The following is a 19,432-nucleotide window of genomic DNA, read 5'->3' as shown; positions in this document are numbered from 1 at the left end:
GGTAAAATATGTTCTGAATTTAATAAGACTATTGTGTAACATAATGAAAAAAACTTCTTAAACACTTTTTGGAGATTGTCAGGTAACTATTGGAACCAATCCAGTCTTGTAATAAGCATCCCCCACCTATGCTTCTTCAATCTTTCTAAACCTTGAGGATGGGGGAGCTTACTGTCAGTTTTTACAGGATCATTTAAAGATTTACTTCGCTGCCACTTTTTCACTACCTTGCAATAAGAAATTAGTTAACACGTTGTTAAACTCTTCGACTTGTTCCCATTGCGGCCAATGTCCTGCATCTTTAATGACCGTAAATTCACTATTTGGAATCATTGCTTGAAGAGGTTTTCCCTCTTCTACAGTTGAAGTAGGATCATGGTCAGTCCATGCTAACAAAGTCGGAACATTAATTTTGCCGCACCAAGATGGATCCCAAGAGTATTGTTTTCTTGCTTCGATATCTTGAAGATAAACGATATTATGAACAGCTTCTTGATAATCTGGTTGTGTATAGATATTATACCGAGCTTCTATTAGTTCTTCTGTTACCTGGCTTTTATCATACATTAACCATTCAAGTCTTGCTTTTACATTTTCATAATTAGCTTCAACAACTGCCTTTACAGTTGATTCTTTCAGTTTTTGCATGACTTCAGGCTTGTTATTAACATTTCCTGGGGTATTTAAAACCAAAGCTTTCACATATTCCGGATGATATGCCGCAAACCAAGCTGCTACCCAACCGCCTAATGATTCACCTGAAATAAACACTTGCGATAAATTTAATGCCTGAATAACCCCTAATAAATGATCACTATAATAATCAATACCATAAGGTCGATTTGGTTTTTCTGTATATCCATGTCCAACCATATCAATACAGATTACTCGAAAATGTTCACTTAAACCTCTAATATTCCTTGCATACGCCTCAATATGTCCCCCAGTACCATGAAGCAAAATTAGAGGATCTCCCTTACCAGCTTCCAAAATTCTTGTTTTTATTCCGTTAGCATTAATATAATGAAGTTTAAATTCCATATCAGCAAAGCCCGTCCAAATTGTCATCTCAATCTCTCCCTTTTCTAAAAAATATTAAAACACTATCTAAAGTTGAATCAAATTAGATCCTATTCTACTAATAGGAAGCGAACCAGTTTAAGCCAGTAGAACGAAAATCCTTCTCAAAGTAGTTATATGTATATAAAGGGTACGTAACCTACTGGCATTAACATCATTTGCTTAGACAAATACCAATTAATCTATGATTTAATGCTTGCGAATAGATGTCTACCGTGTTTAATTACCTTTGAATAACAGATTTCATCCACTCCGAATTAACTGGAGTTGTCTCAAAGAAGCGTTCTGGTACAGTTGGACCCCACCATAAACGACCATTTTTCTCATAATCTTCTTGAGTCCAGCCAATTGGTGCTAAATCAGTATCTCTGTTATAATCTCCAGAGTAAATTTCAATACGATGTCCATCTGGGTCTCTTACATATAAGAAGAATGCATTTGATACTCCATGTCTTCCTGGACCGTATTCAACCGAGTCTCTATAACCTGCGTCAGCTAACAAGTCTGCAGTTCTTACAACGCCAGCAATCCCATCTACTGTATAAGCAATATGGTGCAATGCTGTTTCTTTGTGTTTAACTAATGCTACATCGTGAGTAGATGTTTTCGCACGAGTCCATGCAGCAAATTTCCCATCTTTACCTTGAACATATTCTGAAGTGCTGAAACCAAGTACATCGTTCCAGTATTCAAGCGCTTTATCAACATTAGGAACACGTAAATTCATGTGATCGATACGTATTGGCGGAATTCCTCTATGAAGGTGAGTATGACGCATTGGAAGTGCCTTCACACCACCATTTTGATTACTAACATCGATTTGCTCCATAGAATGATAGAATTCTACTGGATGTCCGTTTGGTTCTGCTACTTTTAAAGAAGGTCCTTTACCAGGATGTGGACTATCTAGACAAAATTCTGTTCTAATTCCTACTTCATCATGTTTTCTTTTTAATACTTCTAAGTAGTCTGGTGTTGAAACTCTTAATCCAAAGCTACCTAACGCTGCAACTGGTTTTTGAGTTAAGATCAAAGAGTATTTATCAAATTCATCTGTAGCTTTTAAATATAAGCTATCTTCAGTTCTTTCAACTTCAATAAAGCCTAATACATCTACATAAAATTCCTTGGATTTATTTAAATCGGTTACAAAAAGCTCAATTTGTCCTAAACGTAAAATCATTTTTCGTCACTCCCATATTCTATTATTTTGGTTTTTGTTTATTAACTATCTAAAATTTTATAATCAACTAAATTCATCGTTTTACACATGTTTATTTAGTATGAAAGCAAACATACTTAATAATCTATTAAGTATTAGTATGCAATTGACGCTTGTCTTTTCTGAGCGATTTCCGCTGCGACATCTACAATCATATCTTCCTGACCGCCAACTACTTTACGACGTCCCAGTTCTATTAAAATATCACGTGAATCGATGTCATATTTTTTCGCAGCGCGCTGAGCATGCAATAAAAAGCTCGAATATACGCCTGCATACCCAAGTACAAGACTATCTTTCGTAATTTCCTGTGGTTTTGGCAAAATAGGGGCCACGATGTTTTCAGCAAGATCGATCATTTTATACAAGTCTACGCCCGTTTGAATGCCTAAGCGATCCAAAACAGCAACCAACACTTCTGTTTGCGTATTTCCAGCACCAGCGCCTAGACAGCGAATGCTTCCATCAATACGTGTCGCCCCTGCTTCAATGGCTGCGAGCGTATTACCCATCGCAAGAGATAAATTATTGTGACCGTGAAAGCCGATCTCAACTCCCACATGCTCTTTCAATGTTTTAATACGCTCTGTCACTTGGTGCGGCAAAAGTGCCCCAGCTGAATCAACCATATAAACGATATCCGCTCCAAAGCTTTCCATAAGCTTAGCTTGTTCAATCAGCTTTGCAACAGGCGCCATATGGGACATCATCAGAAAGCCGACTGTTTCAAGACCTAGATTTTTCGCAGCGTCAATATGTTGAGCTGATACATCGGCTTCTGTAACATGTGTTGCAACTCTAGCCATTTTTACACCAAGATTTGCTGCCTGTTTTAATTCTTTTACCGTTCCGATCCCCGGTAGCAGCAATACAGCAATTTTCGAAGTATCGCATACAGAAACAGCTGCTTCAATTAACTCCAGTTCATTTGTGCGGGAAAATCCGTATTGCAAAGAAGAACCTGCAAGGCCGTCACCGTGTGTTACTTCAATGTAAGGAACATTTGCCGCATTTAGCCCTTTCGCAATATTCAATACTTGTTCCACTGTATATTGATGAGCAACAGCATGACTGCCATCGCGCAATGCAACTTCTGTTAAGATGATATCTCGAATATTTTCCAACTTAATCCCTCCTTAGACAGATTCTTTAGCAAGTCTTTTTTTGGCAAATGTTTCAGCCACTCGCACGGCTGCTGCCGTCATAATATCGAGGTTGCCAGAATATTTCGGCAAATAATCACCTGCTCCTTCTACCTCAATAAGTACTGTTACTTTATTTCCTTCAATAATCGGTTCGGTTCGCAAGAGATAACCTGGTACATAAGATTGAACAGATTGGACCATCTCTTGAATCGATTGAATCACAGCCGCTTCGTTCATGCTGCCTTCTTCTACTAAAACATGAACCGTATCGCGCATCAAAATCGGTGGTTCAGCCGGATTTAAAATAATGATGGCTTTCCCTTTTTTAGCACCGCCTATCGCTTCAATGCCTTTAGCCGTTGTTTCAGTAAATTCATCGATATTCGCACGTGTTCCAGGACCTGCACTATTACTAGAAATCGTTGCAACGATTTCGGCATAATCAACTGGACTAACACGGTTAATCGCATGGACAATAGGAATCGTTGCCTGCCCGCCGCATGTAATTAAATTCACGTTATCTTTATCGATATGTTCTTCTAAATTTACTGACGGCACTATCAGTTCACCCACTGCTGCCGGTGTTAAATCAAGCGCAATGATTCCCGCATCCCGCAACATCTTTGCGTGGCGAATATGCGCTCTTGCAGCCGTTGCATCAAACACGATTTCAACATCGTGATTTGTTTCAAGAAACCCTTTTAAACCGGTATCAATCACGTTATATCCTTTTTCTTTCGCCCTTTTTAACCCGTCTGAATCTGGGTCAATTCCAATCATGGTCGTTACTTCCAACTCGTTTGACCTTTCTAATTTCATCATCAGGTCCGTGCCGATATTTCCAGACCCGAGAATGGCTACTTTCACTTTAGGCATCTTTTCCTCTCCTCACACATTCCTTATTATTTTTGAGAAAAACGAACACTGACTTCTCCTAAATTAGTAAAGCGGGCTTGGAAATGATCTCCCGGCTTTCCAATAACTGCGGCAGAAAGGGCGCCGGAAAGAATGATTTCTCCCTTCTTGAGAGTAATACCATATTTAAACATTCTATTGGCCAGCCAAGCTACACAAGTCACTGGATTTCCTAGAGCCGCTAATCCTGCCCCTGTATTCATGACCTCTCCATTTTTATAAAAAACCATCTCTTCTTGAATCAGATCAATCTCCTTAACAGAAAGAGGTTTTCCCCCGAGAACGTATAAGCCTGAAGAGGCATTATCGGCAATCGTATCCTGCAATGTAATTTTCCAGTCTTTCACTCTACTATCTACAATTTCTAAAGCAGGAACTACATAATCAGTGGCATTCAATACATCCTCAATCGTTACATTAGGCCCTGTTAAGTCATCTTTTAATATAAAAGCAATTTCCGCTTCTACTTTTGGCTGTATCACTTTTTCTAGTGGAATTTTCCCATCATTATTAATAGCCATTCCATCTAATAAATGACCATAATCCGGCTGATCCACTCCCAAAAGATTTTGCATAGCTTTTGAAGTTAGCCCAATCTTCTTCCCTACTATTTTTTGTCCTGCCTCCACTTTATTCTGAATGGTTTTTAATTGAATAAGATACGCTTCGTCCAGTGTCAAATCGGGGTCCAATTCAGTGAGAGGTGAAACCCCTTCGCGATTCAGCTCTGCCTGGGCCAGATATTTAGAAAACTCGACACTTTTATCGGTATTATTTAAACTCAAAGTTATCCCCCTCTACTACATATCCCGCCTGCTCTACAATCCCGGATGATATTGTCAAATGCTTCTATAGCCCTGAAGCGCCTTCCATATACTCCTAACAGCAAATATTTTTATAAAGATAACGATTTGAACAGAATATACCTATCGCTTCTCCCTTTAATTAAGCGGTTTCATTCCAATTTATCTTGATTAATAGTTCGCGGTATTTACTAGTTACATACTAAAATATTAGTATTTTCTCGTCTTGAGTTTGGACATTTTCTTCCTGGATATGGCGATGCCACACAATGGATAGTCTCCCTTCCATAAATGAGGGAATCTGTATCACACATTTTAGACCTTTTTGCTTTTCCATTACAATAACTTCTGTTTTCATTGATCCCATCTCATTTTTCAGCGTGACATCATAGCGGCCAGGTGCAGGAAGCGTATAGTACGGGTAAGTTTTTAATAAAACTCCGTCCCAAACACATTTTACTTCATAGAAGTGTCCGAAAAGTCTAAACAACTCCTCCACTTCCCCTTCCAACAACTTTTTCCTAATATAAGTTGAACTAATTTTCTCGCCACGGTACTCCACTTTTGCCACTTTTGTCACATCAATAATGCCTCCGGAATCGTCTTTTAAGCGATCCATATGTCCAACACCTTTACAACCATACGAAAAGTCAAAACCAGCGACTGCATGGATACCCCCGAGATTAATCAAGTATTTGGCGACAAATTGTTCTGGTGGAAGATTAGCAAATTCTCTATCGAAATGAACAATATAAAAGGTATTGACGCCAAGTTTCCTAAGCCTCTCCTCTTTTTCAGACAGCGGCATTAAATAGTGAACCCGTTCTTTTCCATCCGATAATACGGTTTTCGGATGGGGAAAGAAACTCATGACTGTTAAAGACACTTTTTTTTCTTTCGCCTTCTGTAAAGCCGTCTTGATCACTTTACAATGTCCGTGATGTAGACCGTCAAAACATCCAAGAGCCATGACATTCGGTCTTGCCTTTTCCTGCCAAGTGGCCAAATTTTCCCGGTTTAAATGAATCGTTTCCATACAGTCTCCCTTCATTCCACTATAATGTGGCAGGTTGTCCTTCTGACAATGAACGGTAGCGTCCGCTATAAAAAATGAGAGGATCAGATTCTTCAAGGTGAATATCGGTTACTTTACCAATAATCAACGTATGGTCACCTTCCACATATTCCCCTGATACTTTACAGGCGATTTGGGCCACTGCACTAGGTATAACGGGTTTCCCATCAAGACGTTCAAACACTACTTCTTCATGTTCTTTTAACTGCCCAGCAAAAATCATCGATAACTCCCGTTGATCGTCAGAAAGAATATTGACTGAAAACGTCTTGCTCTTTTTAATCTTTTCAAGCATTTGTGCTTTTTCAGCAAGTGAGATGACCACCAGTTTCGGGTTAAGTGACACAGACATGAAAGCATTAGCAGTCATGCCGTGCACCCCCCCATCCACTTCTGTTGCAATTACTGTTACGCCTGTCGCAAATTTACCCATTGCATTACGGAATTGACGATCATCCATTCAAAGGATCCTCCTGATTTTTAGTGTGTTTGAATTAGTTTTTTCTATTAATAGGTGGATTTTTTTACTTTTATCCCCTTATCTCTCCATCAAAACCGAATAGTTCCTTACCGTAAGCAGCTACTGAATCCTCATATAAAGATGTCTTATGAGTAGCTACTGATAAGATATCTCTAATAAACAATTCCAAAGTACCGCCTTTATAGAGAGCTGCACCTCCAAGAGTTGAAAGAGCTCTAACCGCGATATCTGTACAGATTTTGATTATTTTCGTCCTAATAGCAAAGAATTGTGCAAATCCGGTAACTGCACCATCCTTTTCATAGTTTTCTAATAATCGAATATACTGGTCCATCAATCCTTCTGCTGCATGAAATTCTGTTGTCATTTCAGCTAAAACTCTTTGGCTGCGAGGAGACTCACTTTCCCTTATTCCATCCATTAATCGAACACGTTTTTCGGTAAGCTTTTTAAATTCAGAAAGGATACGCTCTGCACCACCAAGTGCCATGTTTGGAAATCCAAGATAAAAAGCAGGGTAAAATGGAACATGGTATAAAGGATATTCCTTATCATAATCTTCCTCTGGTGGTCTACGAGTAGATTCAGCTTCCTTTAACCGTAAAATACGTTCCATTGGGACATATACATTATCCACAATTACTTGATTACTTCCAGAACCTCTTAGCCCAAAAGTATCCCAATTTTCAACGATTTGAATATCGGATGCCCGTAAGATCGGCAAAGCTACCTCTGGCTTTGTACAATCAGGGAATTGCATCTCAACACCAAGGCCAATCCAATCACAATATAGGACACCACTAGCAAAATTCCACTTTCCACTTATCCGGTATCCATCCCCATCTCTTTCTGCTTTTCCAATTGCTGCAAATACATCACATATTAATCCACCTTGATTCACTATTTCATCTCTGCCTTTTTGCGGAAGGTAAGAAGGCAACATATTATGGAGAGGATAAAGATACGCCAACCAAGCTGCAGAAATATTATAATTAGCAACCGTACGAACAACCTTCGCAAACGTTCTTAAATCGATTTGAGGTCCACCGTATTTCTTAGGGAGCATTAATCTCGATATTTGCGTTTCTTTCAGTAGATTAATGACATTTTCAGAAATCGTCGCATTTTTCTCCGCTTCTTGTGCTTCTTGTTCCGCTAATTTTCCGACTTTTTCCGCACCTGCTAATATATATTCAATCGTTACATTTTCTTCTTTTATTGGTGCAATGTTTCCCATTTTTTCACCTCATTTGTTTATTTTTCTTTCGTTGACGGTTTGTTTTTTTAAAAAAAATAAGATGATATTGACCGGTCGAATAACTCAAATCTTGTTACCGCTTACAACTTGCATTACATATCACCGTCTATTTATAGTGTATCGATTTTGAAATATTCAGACTAGAGCAAAAACCATTCATAAATCTCCTTTTTATAACAATTTTTTGTTCATCTATAAAGACTAAAATTATGTTACTTCCGAAAAATAAGAAAGACCAACCAGTTAAAACTGGATGGTCTCAGACTGTAGACAAACTCGATGAAAATCGAATTTGCCTACAGTTTTTTTATGGATTTCACTATTTAAACGTTGATTAGAACGTATGGCACTCGCTTTCCGTGGGCAGTCCGGGAGCGTCCTCGGCTTGCGCCTGAGGATCTCCCAGAAAGAAACCTTTTCCACCGGATAAATTTGATAAGGAAGAAACTAAAGAGATTAAAGAAAGGACAACTGATCCTGAGAGTGGCTATTATGTGAAAGATGAACGAACAAAACACTTTGCTTATTCATTCCATGCGGCCTCAGACCGCAACGGTTTTTACTAGGAACAATTGTAACAACTGGGAATACTCATGATAGTCATATGTCTCTCGATTTATAACAGAAAAGAGATTTCTATTAGAGGTCTAATTCACCTAAAGCAATTAAGGATTTTATAATCAGTAATAATTGATGCGTTTCATTTGGATCTCGAATATCTTTTTCTAGCAAACTTTCTATCTTATTAATCCTATGCCGTAACCCACTCATTGAAAGAGAAAGATCACTCATTGTCCGTTCGAGTTTTCCACCATTTAACAATAATGTGTATAACGTTTTAATGAGTTCTATTGTTTTTGGATCTTTTGTGTTATATAAAGGTCCAAGCTCCTGCTCTGCAATCATTTTAATTCCGTTCCTATTATTAGCATTAATCAGCACTCCAACGATTCCTAATGTTTTAAATGGCACAATTTTCTTCTTTATCGTTAATCGTAAGGCAATTGTTGCTTCCTCATAATGTTTTGATGCATTTTTGATATCATAACCTGCATTACTGATTCCAAACTTAAATTCACCTTGAGGATATTTTCGTATCATATATTTATAAAATTCTTTCATCAAATCATATATCGTTGAACTCTTAGCGGTTTCGTTCGTCATAAATAATATGATTTTTCCATCGCGTTGACTTACCAATATATTATGCTTTTTTTCATTAAAGTAGCGAAAAGTAGATTCGGAAATTTGTTCCTGTAACAGAAATTCTTCCTCAATAGAACTTTGCATTTTCTTATATTCCATCACCGTAATATAATAAGGCTGTCCCAGGTCTAGGCCTGTATATTTCCCTCTTTTGATTAGTTCACTTGCAGGGAACTTTGCGTCTAATATTTGTTCTAGAAAATTCCCCTTCATTCTCTCGAAAGACTCAAATTTAGTCTTCTCATTTAATAGAAGAAGAGAAGCCGCTGTTGCAAAACGATCTAGAAGCAAATAATCTTCCTCTTGTTTATCGTTTTTTATGTCTTCATAAATAAAGGTACAATATCCCAAGACCTCCTTTTGTACAAGAATAGGAGTAATGAGACGTTCCTGTATGGCGGTTATAATTGTTTTTTTCCTAAACGGGAATGGATTCTTTTCTTTTCTTTGTACTAGATCCTTTGGAGCGTTTTCTTGAATATATTGTTCCAGATCAGCTTTCAATTCCAAATATTTTTCTTCTGATAAACCCGAATAAATGATAGTTTGAAAGTCTATCCCTTCAATAATGATGGGAATTTGAACGATGTCAAATACCATATTGGCTATCGTTTGCAAATCACTCCCATGAGTTATCTCTTCCGTTAACTTTTTTTGAAAATTGGCTAATCGTGTAACGAAATTTTTTTGCTCAAGCAATTGTTCATATGTATATTCCAGTTCTTTTACAATAGGTGTTTCATTGTAAAAAGGCAGTTCACCTTTCTGCATTTCACTTTCCCATTCTTTTTGTGTCCTTAAGATCCAACGGCACTCTGAATCCCCCTTACCCACACATGTTATTTCTTTAGCAAGAAGTGGTTCTCCGCTTACTGTTGACATAAAACCACTTGAATAACCAATAAGTGTATGACAAACTGGCGTTTTTGAAATGCCTATTCGCTTTATATGCTCTGTTGCCTCATAAGAATCAAACCAAGTCCCGGTGGCGTGATAAGATACAATGGTTTGATCTTCATCCAACTCCACGCAGCAATCATGCTTTATCCCTCTAATATGACCGTTCTTTATATGAAGAATAGGTCCATATTTGATTAAAGATTCTAACGATAAATCAGTTTTTAAAGCTTCTTTAGCATCATTCACGCCAGTTTCCCACCCAAAATGAAAAAGAAAACTATTAATTCTCTCTAATCCTATATTTCTAACCAGTTGTTGTCGTAGAATCCCCAAAGCCGATGAGGACGTTAAAATCTTGCGGTTATTTACAACTAAATTATGATCATAACTCTCTTCAGAGATTTTGATACTCATGCTAACACGCCCTATTTTTGTAATTTATGAAAATATGAAAGTGAATGGTAAATGAGTACGATTAAAGTAGGTAACATCCTATCAATACCTTTTGCAAACCGAATAATGGCTTCTTTTATATCTTTTTTCTTTAAGCTGGAAAAAGATAATCGAACATAGCCTTCAGGAGCTCCTAAGATTCAAGGAATTTGTTTTCGCTAACGTTTTTGAAAAGAAAACGCTTTCATCTGTATTATATTTTTTATTGGATGATATGAATCACACTCAAAATACGGAATGTTTAACTCTGTGGTAATTTCATCTATTCTTTTTCGGCGACTTTTTGATAACACGTCCCAGTTGGATTCCTTGTTTTCTTTCGATTAACCCCTAAATTCAAAAAGATTATATGTTTGCGTTTACATGTATAATATACTATATCTTATATTTTGAAATCATCCAATTGGCGATAAATTATATTCGTTAAACCCTAGAATAAAAAGGCAACGGGTCCAATTCCCATAATCCTTGGGGGACTCGCACGATGGATTTGCTCTTCAGCATTTTCATCCTATTGTTTCAATAATTCTTTATCGTGCTGCCAAATGTAATGATTCATTCCTTTTAGATTTCAACGGCTTCCATCCTTATCCCCCTTTCCTTTTACAACATACTTAATGTGACTAATCTTAAACAAGCTTAGTACTATGCATGTACCTTTTGTTTGTGGCTAAATCAATGAAGTAAAAAACGAGCTACCTGACCACGAAATGTTGCCGATGCTTCTATAGAATTTTCCCAGATGCCTTATCTTTTAATATGCCGAATTCAACTTTTGCAGGAAACATATCAACTCCCTCTAATTTCAATCCCATTAGATTGGCAACCCATCCATATAAATTATGAGGTAAACGATATGCGACAATTTCTCCACTTGACTCTTTAATAGTGATGATCGGTTCTCTTTGTCCTCCCAAATAACCTAGACAAAGAACCTGATGAATGACCCCTTTTGATTTTTCGTTTAGTAATACTGGAACTTTAAGAATTTCGTGTTTATTGGTGTCATTATAAATTTTAGCACCTGCTTTATTAACTAGAAAATCTCCCATTCTTATTCCTTCTTTCTGCTCTAAACATTTGATATCGGATTATTTTATTACTTACTTATATTATTGATAATGGCTTCCCAGAGGGTTTCAGCATTGTCCTTCATATGAAAGTCAATCTAATGGGTCATCTTTACAACCACTGTTTTACCGGTAATCCTATATTGAGATTCTCATGATTTATCTTTTAGCCTATTAAAGATCTTTACTGATTCATACTACCCTTTCTAGGTAAAAAATAACGATCTAATTAACCAATTACCTTCATTGTGAATTTAAGAATATTCTGCACCATTTAATCATTAAAGCTAACAATCACCTCTGATTATTCGAATGCCAAACTCCTCCCGAAACAGGTGTAAACCCACTTGGTTATAAAAATCTGTATTTGCTTCCTCTATCAGCTACCATTCCTAATCCCAATTCAGGCTAATATCCTTGCTTTTGATACTCGATCTGAACCAAAATGTCTTCCATTTTTTCAAAGCTATTGGTTTATTATTTTCGTCTTTATTCCTGCCCAGAAATTACAACGCACAAACAAATGCAGGGAAATCTGTCTTAATTCAGGCGTTTCGTGATTTTTCTTGTAGAACAAATAAAGCTGTTATCACAGCCCTTTATTGAATCATTGCACCAAGCAAGCTGGTTCTATAAACAAAGCGAATCACCTTCAGCAGCCACGGCCAATTGTGGAAGAATATAGATTTAGTCAAATAGAAGTTTTATTGCAAGTGAGCAGTGCTACTCACTGCATGCGGGAATATGAACAGCATGCCAATTTTTCAAAGAAAAAAAATGAAGAATTAAAAAAAGCTTGTTGAGAAATACTACTTTCTCAACAAGCAGAGGCGATAACCTCAATTATTGTCACCTATTTCATATCGTGCTTTTGTTCAATTGATTTTTCCAGATGAATCTTTCTTTTTTAATCTAAATCCTACATAAAGAACAGCAAACCATATTGGTGCGACAACTAAGGCCACCCGCATGCCGTCGATAAAGGCCATTAATACAATTACAAGTGCTAAGAAAGTGAGCGCTATATAAGTAGAAAACGGATGTAGTGGCATTTTAAACTTAAGTTTTTTCACTTCATCATTGGTTTTGGACTGTCTGAACTTTAATTGTGTAATCAAAATAATTGTCCAGCTAGTTATGACCGCAACCGTTGCAACCGCAGAAATATAGATAAATACCTTTTCGGGAACAATATAGTTTAAAAAGACCGCAACTAATAGGAAAGAAGATGAAAACAAAATGCCTCTAATCGGAGCACCATGTTTGCTTAGTTTCCTAAAGTATCTTGGGCCATTATTTTGCAGAGATAAGTTGTAGAGCATTCTCCCAGTACTGAACAGTCCGCTGTTAAATGCTGACAATGCTGCTGTCAAAACAACAAAATTAATAATATGGGCTGCTCCTGGAATACCAACTTTATCAAATATAAGAACAAATGGGCTTCCTTCTGAGCCAACTTTATTCCAAGGGTACAAGACCATCATAATGCCTAGCGCACCAATGTAAAAAATCAGAATTCGCCAAACTACGTTATTAATGGCAGAAGGAATCGACTTTTTAGGATTTTCAGCTTCCCCTGCTGTAATTCCGATCAATTCTACCCCACCGAAAGAAAACATTACCATGACTAGTGAAAATAATATGCCTTTAACTCCATTTGGCATAAACCCGCCATGTGCCCATAGATTTTCAAATCCTATTGGTTGTCCTTCGTTCCCGATACCAAAGAGTATGATTCCCAATCCTGCAAGAATCATTCCGATAATCGCGATAACTTTAATCATCGCAAACCAGAATTCAAACTCCCCAAACGCTTTTACGTTAATCAGGTTAATCAAGGTAATCCCAATAAGAACCACAAGTGCCGTAACCCACTGAGGGATATCTGGAAACCAATAGTTCACATAAACACCAGCAACCGTAATTTCAGCCATTCCGACCACTACCCACATAAACCAATAGGTCCATCCGGTTAAGTAACCTGCGAAAGAGCCCAGATAACGGTTCGCGTAGGAACTAAAGGAACCTGAGACTGGCTCTTCAACGGCCATTTCCCCCAAAGCCCTCATGATTGTAAAAATAACCAATCCTCCAACTATATATGAAAGAAGAATTGCAGGCCCCGCCATCTGAATCGTTTCACTAGACCCATAGAAAAGGCCAACTCCAATTGCCCCGCCAAGAGCAATTAATTGGATGTGTCTATTACTTAAACCTCTTTGAAGCTTTTCACCCTCTTGATGCATGAATAAACCGCCTTCTTCCAAAAAAAATATTCCTTTAATATTAAACCATTATTGTTTCTATTTCCACATGTTTGAAAATTCACATAATTCTTTTAATAAATATTTTTTCAGTAATATCCATCCTTAGGAAACTTAACCAAGATCCCACGGGTATCTTCTTTTTCGAAGATCTAGATTATCTTAATTGTATTTTCCCCTTTTGGTTTTTAACTTCACCTACATCTTGTATCGTATATCGTATAGGTTAAAGAGGAAAATGCTTATATAGTGCTTCCAAGAGATGAATGTTTCATTACGGTGATTATACGAAAATGTTCGTTAAGTAGGTTTGGTTCAAGTGTTGGCTAAATGACCTTAATAATTAAAAGCTATATTTAATATGTAACTTAGCCGTATACTATTGACCCCTTTTTAATAAGATTTTAAAGATGGTTTTGAAAAAAGGGGGATTTTTTATGAGTGAGAACACACAGGAATTTAATATGAGAAATACATCCGGAATGTTTGTAGCACGTTCGTTGGATGAAATACGTTTTTGGTCAAGAATAATGAAGGAACATTCGTTATTTCTAAGACTGGGTTTCAGATGTGATGATACACAGCTAATTGAAGAAGCTAATCATTTTTATCATGTATTTGAACGGATAGAACAGCAATCTCATTCTTTTACAAATCAAACTGACCCAGAACAGATTAGAAGATTTAATTCGGAAGTTCAACAAGCCGCAACGGGGATTTTTATATTTAAAAGGAAAGTATTAGGATTAATCCTTACTTGTAAATTGCCTGGGGCAAACAATTTCCCTCTTTTAGTCGATCATACAAGCCGGGAAGCCAATTATTTTAGAAAACGATTAAAAGAGTTAAATGAAGGAAAATTGAAACCACTCGCAGATTCTATTATCAAGGAAAATGTTTTCTTTTTAAGAATAATGGCAGACCACGCAAAATTTATCGGACATCTCCTCGATCCATCGGAAAGAAAGCTTGTAGATATGGCGCGAAACTTTAGCAATGATTTTGATCAATTAGTCTTTCAGGCTGTAGACTTAGAGTCCATGAAACCACAATCTCAAACAGCCCCTCTTTTGGATCAATTTTTAGATCAGAATCGTGTGTCTGTTGTATCACTTCGAGACTTTAAGAAAACCGCCAGGGATTTAATCGAGGAATGCAAAATCAAGAGCATTATCCATCCACTATTGGCAGATCACGTTTTCCGTGAAGCCGAACGTTTCCTTGAAATTATCGATATGTTTGAAACCCATCTTACCGGTGAAAACTACAATTAATTGAGTAAGTGTTATTAAAATGCAATTATCATAATTCTCTTAACCAAATCCAACATTGGCCCTCCTCAATTAGAGAAGGGCTTTTATATATTTGAAGGAATGCTCTCTCTTCGTACGCATCTATTCTTTACGGTTAGAATCCTCTAAAACTGGTTCTTTGGCAATTCCTTAATTGAAGCAATGTTTTCTCTTTTACTAAGTAGTTCAGGTTTACCCAGAACATATAAGAATATCTAATGCTGCGTGGGTGTGATTATTTCATTCTGTTAAAAATTAACCAAGTTCTTCACTTGAATGATTAAGTACTTCCACTTTTATAAAGGAATAACGCATCAAGTCAATTGACTCGCTGCATCGTTCCTTTATAATTTATTAAACGTTTCATCATCAACAGGTTCTAACCATTCCGTTTCTCCCGGTGTCATTGCTAAGTGTACAAACCAACTGTCTTTTGTTGCACCATGCCAATGTTTTACATGCGGCGGAATATTCACAACGTCCCCCGTTTTGAGTAATTTAGCTGGTTTTCCTTCTACTTGAAACCAACCCTCACCACCAGTAACTAACAAAACTTGCCCAATTTTATGAGAGTGCCAGTTATTGCGAGCACCAGGAGCGAAGGTTACATTCCCGATTGAAGTATTGAGTGGTGTTTTATCTGTAAACACCATTTGTAAGTATGCATCCCCGATAAAGTTTGCTTCAACTTTTTCTCCCATTGGAAAGATTGTGCTATTGCTTAATTCTTCATATGCCATATATAAAACCTACTTTCTTTTAATGTTTATAGATTTTTTTGCGATGTTACATGTAAACCAAGCTTTGAGCCAACCTGCCTAGAGCGAAATATGTGTGATGATTACAGCAGTTTCATCTTTTGTTAAACCTTTTACCTTCTCTGAATGTGATGTAGAGTGTTCAAAATTTCCTCAAGCAAGACTTTCCCAATGACATCACATATATTGGCCAATACTTTTGTATTTAGGACGATGTTCTCGCTCTTGTGCAATTCATTTCCAAAACATGATCACCTATTATGCCTGTTGTTTTGTAGGTCTAATAATCATTTCATTAATGGCAACATCTGCAGGTTCTTCAATCGCGAAAGCAATCGCACGTGCAATACTTTCTGGTTCAATTGCGCCTTTGTACAATTCATCATAGGCCTGTTTTATCTCTACATCCGTGATACCCTCTGTCAATTCCGTGCTCACGGCTCCTGGAGAGATATTTGTTGTACGGATATTTGTACCACTAATTGCTTCTTCTTGACGTAAACCTTCAGTGATTGCTCTCACTGCATGTTTGGTACCACAATATACTGATCCACCAGCAAAGACATGATGCCCAGCAATGGAAGAAAGATTAATGATGTGTCCAGATTTCTGTTCCCGCATGGTAGGTAAAACGGCAGCAATACCATAAAGAACCCCTTTAATATTCACATCGATCATCATATTCCATTCTTCGATTTTTTTCTTGAACATAAATGATTGTGGCATGACTCCTGCATTATTAACTAGTACATCGATTTTACCAAACTCTTTAAGAGCGTACTCGGCTAACTCTTCCAATTGCTCATGGGCAGTCACATCCGTCACTTTATAGATAGCTTGTCCGCCATTCTTTTGAAGCTCTTCTTGCAATTTCGACAATCGGTCTTCACGACGAGCAGCTAATACTAGCTTCGCACCTTTAGATGAAAGTTCTTTTGCAGCAGCTTCTCCAATACCACTAGAAGCACCCGTAATAATGACAACTTTATCTTTAATATTAGACACACAAAACATCCTTTCTTTATAACTACTTTTTAAACATTATTTTTACTTTTCTTCCGAAAACAATTCTTTAGCCACCGTTATGGCTGACATCGCTTTTGGCCAACCAGCATAAAAAGCAAGATGGGTAATGACTTCAATAAGTTCTTCTTCAGTAAGGCCATTTTCTTTTGCTTTATTGAAATGAAAACCTAGTTGTTCTGTATTTCCACCAGTTATTAAAGAAGATACAGTTATTAAACTACGTTCACGAGGAGAAAGCTCCTTACGCTCCCATACATCCGCAAATAAAACATCATCGTTTAATTGTACAAGTTTGGGAGCAAACTCTCCGATCATTTTCTGTGCAGGAGTAAGGTCATTTGGATTTGACATTTTATCCCTTCTTTCTTTTTCAATTCACTATTTTCTTATGCTGATGTGTATAAATATAATGCCCCGATAGTAAATACACATTGATACGATATCGCACATCTGTGTATAATATAAAATGAAAACTTGATGTCTGCAATAATCAAATAATCACAATTTGTGCCTTATTGCTCAATTTTAATAAAATTGTGTAATTATCTTTATGAAAGTTTGGTGACTCTCACAATGTCTAGGGTGGATAGAAGAATACTCAAATCTCAAGAAGCCATAAAAAAAGCTTTTATTGAACTAATGTCTGAAAATAATTTCGATCAAATTACGATACAGGATATATCTGACAGGGCGAATGTTGGCCGAAGAACCATTTATCATCACTACATGGATAAGTTTGATTTACTGGATAAACTCATTGAAGAACATATTAACGAACTAAGAAAACTCTGCCAATCCGCGTCCGAAATGGATTTTAAAGATGGGAATATTATTTGGTTTGAATACTTTGAAAGTAATTATTTATTCTTTTCGACGATGTTAAAGAGTAAAGGAGCTTCTACTTTTCGGAGTCAGTTCCTGGAATTTGTCATTGAAGAATTAAAGGGCGATGTGAATATATCAGAAGGAACAAATCAAGGATTAAGTAAAGATGTTATTCTTACATTCTTTGGATCAGCTGTCGTAGGTGTAGTGGAATCTTATTTCACGAAAGGTATACCTGATCCACCTCAAGTCGTGGCAGAACAAATGGGAATATTGTTAGACAGGAATCTATTGTAACTTCTTTAAAAAGCATCCTCAATTAGTGAGGAACAAATGAAACGTCATTCACCATTCAATTTTAGTGAGAATATGCAGAACTGTACTTAAGCTATCACTTAGAGATAACAAAAGAGCACATATTATTATGTGCTCTCCCCCAGACAGTAGGCAAACTCGATGAAAATTGAGTTTGCCTACTGTTTTTTTATGGATTTTACAATGTAAACGTTGATTGGAACGTAGGGCACTCGCTTTCCGCTGGCGGTCCGCCCTCTTCTTGCGCCTAAAGGATTCTCCCCTAGACGCGCTTTTCCCGCAGGAGTCTCGTACCTTCTGATAGACTCCTAGTGCCTACAGTCTGATCAAGTCTATCGATAATTTGTTAAATACATATATTTTTAAGTTTTTCTTTATCTGATACACGAATCCAAGGTAAATCCTGATTATCATCATTAATACCTGGTGTGATAACGCGGCTATATAAAAGGTCATATATGCAATCATTTATTAAACGAATATCTTCTTCAGTTATTTTTCGATTATATGGTATAGTCGCAGCACTTAAATGTTCGGTTACCCCTCTAATAAACCCACGCTGTTTCAAAGAACTTCTAATCACTTCTCTAATAGCCCCTAGACTAGTTAAAGGGAATACACCCAGGTGTTGAACAATCATTTTTAAAATATCCTCTTTTGATAAATCCATTTCAATATTATTCCGCAATTATACAACCCCCTTTTGTCAAAATATTCTCCAAACAAGGGGTTTATACCTTCTTTATTAATGAAAGATCATGGGACATACCTCGAGCAACCTTGAAAAATAATTCAGTAATTAAAAAGATAAGGTGTAGAAATAAAAAAAATCACGCCTTATTTAAAGCTTTAAAAGGTGGATTGTGATGGCTAGCAATGTTTTTTTGATTCCAGCTCTTTTTATTATCTCCATTTCCCACTCAGTTCCACATATGAATACACTCCCTTTTTGTATACTAAAAGACGACACTCCTAATTTGAGTGTCGCCTCTTTTCTCTATTACCCATGAAACACGAATTTTCTGCCGACTCTTTGCCTTCATTTAGCCTATTGTCAGCCGCTAATCCTCTTTTCTTTTTATCCAGTACTAGTTTTACTATACTATTCTGCTTTGTATGTCTTCTTCACTTTGTCGCTTTCATTCATTCCAGGGCGTGTTACTGTTACATAAACGGAACCTGAACCCTTACTTAACTGATTAACCGTGATGGTTGCAGAGGAGGAAGTGGACTTTTTACTTGATAGATACTTCCCGGAGGATGTATATAGTTTTACAACATCACTTTTTTTCAATCCTTTGACTATTACTGAATCTGACTTTCCTTTATTATTCTTAACCGTAA

General features: G+C 36.9%; 17 protein-coding genes and 1 pseudogene. 3 read left to right on the top strand and 15 right to left on the bottom strand.

Annotated features, from left to right (window positions below):
* Positions 1 to 201: 201 nt before the first annotated feature.
* From ACQKMH_RS19640 to ACQKMH_RS19605, 8 genes are all read right to left on the bottom strand, one after another.
* Positions 202 to 1,068, bottom strand: a complete 867-nt coding sequence (locus tag ACQKMH_RS19640; protein ID WP_427589100.1) for an alpha/beta fold hydrolase — start codon at positions 1,066 to 1,068, stop codon at positions 202 to 204.
* Between the two features lie 235 nt (positions 1,069 to 1,303).
* Positions 1,304 to 2,263 (bottom strand): 3,4-dihydroxyphenylacetate 2,3-dioxygenase, encoded by a 960-nt coding sequence (gene hpaD, locus ACQKMH_RS19635; protein ID WP_427589099.1) that lies wholly within the window; start codon positions 2,261 to 2,263, stop codon positions 1,304 to 1,306.
* A gap of 134 nt (positions 2,264 to 2,397) precedes the next feature.
* On the bottom strand, positions 2,398 to 3,426 hold the full coding sequence (gene dmpG / locus ACQKMH_RS19630; protein ID WP_427589098.1) for a 4-hydroxy-2-oxovalerate aldolase: 1,029 nt from the start codon (positions 3,424 to 3,426) through the stop codon (positions 2,398 to 2,400).
* A gap of 12 nt (positions 3,427 to 3,438) precedes the next feature.
* Positions 3,439 to 4,323 carry an acetaldehyde dehydrogenase (acetylating) gene (locus tag ACQKMH_RS19625; RefSeq protein WP_427589097.1) on the bottom strand — a complete coding sequence of 295 codons (885 nt, stop codon included), beginning with the start codon at positions 4,321 to 4,323 and terminating at the stop codon, positions 3,439 to 3,441.
* A 26-nt stretch (positions 4,324 to 4,349) separates the two neighbouring features.
* Complete coding sequence (locus ACQKMH_RS19620; protein WP_427589096.1) at positions 4,350 to 5,147, bottom strand: 2-keto-4-pentenoate hydratase; 798 nt, start codon at positions 5,145 to 5,147, stop codon at positions 4,350 to 4,352.
* Positions 5,148 to 5,367: 220 nt separating this feature from the next.
* The gene (locus ACQKMH_RS19615; protein ID WP_427589095.1) at positions 5,368 to 6,201 is read right to left on the bottom strand and encodes an adenylyltransferase/cytidyltransferase family protein; all 834 of its coding nucleotides are present in this window, start codon (positions 6,199 to 6,201) and stop codon (positions 5,368 to 5,370) included.
* Between the two features lie 19 nt (positions 6,202 to 6,220).
* Positions 6,221 to 6,700: a flavin reductase family protein gene (locus ACQKMH_RS19610; protein WP_427589094.1), complete on the bottom strand. Its 480-nt coding sequence runs from the start codon at positions 6,698 to 6,700 to the stop codon at positions 6,221 to 6,223.
* A gap of 70 nt (positions 6,701 to 6,770) precedes the next feature.
* Positions 6,771 to 7,958 (bottom strand): acyl-CoA dehydrogenase family protein, encoded by a 1,188-nt coding sequence (locus ACQKMH_RS19605; RefSeq protein WP_427589093.1) that lies wholly within the window; start codon positions 7,956 to 7,958, stop codon positions 6,771 to 6,773.
* Between the two features lie 428 nt (positions 7,959 to 8,386).
* Between ACQKMH_RS19605 and ACQKMH_RS19600 the strand changes: the two are divergent.
* A pseudogene (locus ACQKMH_RS19600) lies at positions 8,387 to 8,586 on the top strand (IS5/IS1182 family transposase); the annotation flags it as partial.
* Positions 8,587 to 8,618: 32 nt separating this feature from the next.
* Here ACQKMH_RS19600 and ACQKMH_RS19595 read toward each other — a convergent pair.
* The 3 genes from ACQKMH_RS19595 to ACQKMH_RS19585 form a co-directional block, all read right to left on the bottom strand.
* Positions 8,619 to 10,499 (bottom strand): XylR N-terminal domain-containing protein, encoded by a 1,881-nt coding sequence (locus ACQKMH_RS19595; RefSeq protein WP_427589092.1) that lies wholly within the window; start codon positions 10,497 to 10,499, stop codon positions 8,619 to 8,621.
* A gap of 764 nt (positions 10,500 to 11,263) precedes the next feature.
* The gene (locus ACQKMH_RS19590) at positions 11,264 to 11,590 is read right to left on the bottom strand and encodes a hypothetical protein (RefSeq protein ID WP_427589091.1); all 327 of its coding nucleotides are present in this window, start codon (positions 11,588 to 11,590) and stop codon (positions 11,264 to 11,266) included.
* Between the two features lie 893 nt (positions 11,591 to 12,483).
* On the bottom strand, positions 12,484 to 13,854 hold the full coding sequence (locus ACQKMH_RS19585; protein ID WP_427589090.1) for an amino acid permease: 1,371 nt from the start codon (positions 13,852 to 13,854) through the stop codon (positions 12,484 to 12,486).
* A 455-nt stretch (positions 13,855 to 14,309) separates the two neighbouring features.
* Here ACQKMH_RS19585 and ACQKMH_RS19580 point away from each other — a divergent pair, with 455 nt between their 5' ends.
* Positions 14,310 to 15,146, top strand: a complete 837-nt coding sequence (locus ACQKMH_RS19580) for a DUF2935 domain-containing protein (RefSeq protein ID WP_427589089.1) — start codon at positions 14,310 to 14,312, stop codon at positions 15,144 to 15,146.
* 362 nt (positions 15,147 to 15,508) lie between these two features.
* On the opposite strand, the gene ACQKMH_RS19575 is transcribed toward ACQKMH_RS19580, so the two are convergent.
* The 3 genes from ACQKMH_RS19575 to ACQKMH_RS19565 form a co-directional block, all read right to left on the bottom strand.
* A complete protein-coding gene (locus ACQKMH_RS19575) occupies positions 15,509 to 15,904 on the bottom strand; it encodes a cupin domain-containing protein (protein WP_427589088.1) in 396 nt (131 codons plus the stop codon).
* Positions 15,905 to 16,180: 276 nt separating this feature from the next.
* Complete coding sequence (locus ACQKMH_RS19570) at positions 16,181 to 16,927, bottom strand: SDR family oxidoreductase (RefSeq protein ID WP_427589087.1); 747 nt, start codon at positions 16,925 to 16,927, stop codon at positions 16,181 to 16,183.
* A 42-nt stretch (positions 16,928 to 16,969) separates the two neighbouring features.
* The gene (locus ACQKMH_RS19565) at positions 16,970 to 17,299 is read right to left on the bottom strand and encodes a carboxymuconolactone decarboxylase family protein (protein ID WP_427589086.1); all 330 of its coding nucleotides are present in this window, start codon (positions 17,297 to 17,299) and stop codon (positions 16,970 to 16,972) included.
* Between the two features lie 222 nt (positions 17,300 to 17,521).
* Here ACQKMH_RS19565 and ACQKMH_RS19560 point away from each other — a divergent pair, with 222 nt between their 5' ends.
* The gene (locus tag ACQKMH_RS19560; RefSeq protein ID WP_427589085.1) at positions 17,522 to 18,070 is read left to right on the top strand and encodes a TetR/AcrR family transcriptional regulator; all 549 of its coding nucleotides are present in this window, start codon (positions 17,522 to 17,524) and stop codon (positions 18,068 to 18,070) included.
* 364 nt (positions 18,071 to 18,434) lie between these two features.
* On the opposite strand, the gene ACQKMH_RS19555 is transcribed toward ACQKMH_RS19560, so the two are convergent.
* On the bottom strand, positions 18,435 to 18,776 hold the full coding sequence (locus ACQKMH_RS19555) for a hypothetical protein (RefSeq protein WP_230159554.1): 342 nt from the start codon (positions 18,774 to 18,776) through the stop codon (positions 18,435 to 18,437).
* Positions 18,777 to 19,432: the final 656 nt, after the last annotated feature.

The organism is Peribacillus sp. NPDC097895 (assembly GCF_050277555.1).
Classification (GTDB): domain Bacteria; phylum Bacillota; class Bacilli; order Bacillales; family DSM-1321; genus Peribacillus.
This window is presented reverse-complemented; position numbering and strand designations above follow the sequence as displayed.

Coding starts and splice junctions, on each gene's coding strand:
- ACQKMH_RS19640 (WP_427589100.1), bottom strand. CDS start 1,068: ATGACAATTTGGACGGGCTTTGCTGATATGGAATTTAAACTTCATTAT.
- hpaD (WP_427589099.1), bottom strand. CDS start 2,263: ATGATTTTACGTTTAGGACAAATTGAGCTTTTTGTAACCGATTTAAAT.
- ACQKMH_RS19625 (WP_427589097.1), bottom strand. CDS start 4,323: ATGCCTAAAGTGAAAGTAGCCATTCTCGGGTCTGGAAATATCGGCACG.
- ACQKMH_RS19615 (WP_427589095.1), bottom strand. CDS start 6,201: ATGGAAACGATTCATTTAAACCGGGAAAATTTGGCCACTTGGCAGGAA.
- ACQKMH_RS19610 (WP_427589094.1), bottom strand. CDS start 6,700: ATGGATGATCGTCAATTCCGTAATGCAATGGGTAAATTTGCGACAGGC.
- ACQKMH_RS19605 (WP_427589093.1), bottom strand. CDS start 7,958: ATGGGAAACATTGCACCAATAAAAGAAGAAAATGTAACGATTGAATAT.
- ACQKMH_RS19595 (WP_427589092.1), bottom strand. CDS start 10,499: ATGAGTATCAAAATCTCTGAAGAGAGTTATGATCATAATTTAGTTGTA.
- ACQKMH_RS19590 (WP_427589091.1), bottom strand. CDS start 11,590: ATGGGAGATTTTCTAGTTAATAAAGCAGGTGCTAAAATTTATAATGAC.
- ACQKMH_RS19585 (WP_427589090.1), bottom strand. CDS start 13,854: ATGCATCAAGAGGGTGAAAAGCTTCAAAGAGGTTTAAGTAATAGACAC.
- ACQKMH_RS19580 (WP_427589089.1), top strand. CDS start 14,310: ATGAGTGAGAACACACAGGAATTTAATATGAGAAATACATCCGGAATG.
- ACQKMH_RS19575 (WP_427589088.1), bottom strand. CDS start 15,904: ATGGCATATGAAGAATTAAGCAATAGCACAATCTTTCCAATGGGAGAA.
- ACQKMH_RS19565 (WP_427589086.1), bottom strand. CDS start 17,299: ATGTCAAATCCAAATGACCTTACTCCTGCACAGAAAATGATCGGAGAG.
- ACQKMH_RS19560 (WP_427589085.1), top strand. CDS start 17,522: ATGTCTAGGGTGGATAGAAGAATACTCAAATCTCAAGAAGCCATAAAA.